The sequence below is a fragment of the Caballeronia sp. INML1 genome, from assembly GCF_023631085.1.
Taxonomy (GTDB): Bacteria; Pseudomonadota; Gammaproteobacteria; order Burkholderiales; family Burkholderiaceae; genus Caballeronia; species Caballeronia turbans.
In genome coordinates this window covers 1-1,183 of record NZ_JALQDT010000102.1, presented here as the reverse complement: position 1 = coordinate 1,183, position 1,183 = coordinate 1, and the positions used below count along the sequence as shown (strand labels likewise).

The 1,183-nt window shown below is 55.5% G+C and carries 1 protein-coding gene; it reads left to right on the top strand.

Annotated elements, in window-relative coordinates:
• Positions 1-555 precede the first annotated feature (555 nt).
• On the top strand, positions 556-1,044 hold the full coding sequence (locus NCR38_RS33990) for a cache domain-containing protein (protein WP_250478538.1): 489 nt from the start codon (positions 556-558) through the stop codon (positions 1,042-1,044).
• The last annotated feature ends 139 nt before the right edge of the window (positions 1,045-1,183 follow it).

Here is a 1,183-nt window from a genome sequence, read left to right as displayed (position 1 = left end):
TGTCTCCGTCAAGCTGAACGCGCCCATCATGCGTCGAAATATTCAGCAGTGGGAAACGGTTGTGCCGAGTCGCTTACGTCAAGACTAAGCCCGCTGCGTTGAAATTTCGGTTGCAGTGGCTGGACAACGGTCATGGAGACGCCGTATCGCAGGTTTGCTGCGTGGACTCAGCCAGCGTTACTTCAGAAATCCGCGCAACGAAGGCGTCCAACGATCAGCGGACGGCCGATTTCGGAGCGCAGCAGTCGTTTGAATGACCGAGCGATGGTCTTGGCGAAAGGCGGCAAGTGGCCGAGAGTGCCAGCTCGATGAACCTTCTACAGAGCTGTCGATTGGGCTGCCCCGTGTCAGATTTTCGATGGCGAATCGGAACGCGAATAAACGGCCCGTTACCGACATTCGCGAACGTCCGTTATCGCGTCGCCTATACCATGCGGCAAAACTATTCTGGGCGAGCTACGCTTCATGGACTAGTCTTTTGCATGCGAGTAGGTGCTTCTCTTCCACACGCTGTCCTTCGGTGCAGCGCTGAAACCAATGGTTGGAGATCGTGCAATGAACGGCAAATCCATCTTCGCCGGCATCTTGTTATTGGCTGGATCCTTCTGCCCCGTGTCACCTGCATTTTCTCAGTCATCTCCTCCGACGTCCGACACAGCAGCTCAAACCAAAGCGCTGGTCGAGAAGGCCGCCGCGTTGATAGACAGCAGAGGCAAAGCCGCGTTATCCGAGTTCAGGATCAAAGGCAGTGAGTGGTTCCATGGCGACACCTATCTGTTTGCTTACGATTTGAACGCAAATGTACTGTTGAATCCGGCTTTCCCTGCACGGGAAGGGACCAACGTTCGCGGCCAGAAAGATACCAACGGCAAGCTCTTTCATGACGCGATGATCCAGACGGCTGAAACAACGGGATCGGGCTGGGTCGACTATATGTTCCTGAGACCGGGGCAGACTGAGTCATCGCATAAATGGACCTACGTGAAGGCAGTCAAGATTGACGGAGTTCCAGGCTTGGTGGGGTCGGGCTTCTATGCGCAGTAGGTTCGGGCCGGCGGCGTTCGCGTGGTCATCTCCTGCAACTTTCCGACAAGCGGCCGTTTAGCCCACCTCATTACACACAAGTCGTAGCGGTGGCGAGCCGCGAAAAGTCGTTTACGGTCAATGACATAGCGGACGGAGT

Bases quoted from the DNA above. Each gene is read 5' to 3' on its own strand.
- NCR38_RS33990 (WP_250478538.1), top strand. From the start codon at position 556: ATGAACGGCAAATCCATCTTCGCCGGCATCTTGTTATTGGCTGGATCC.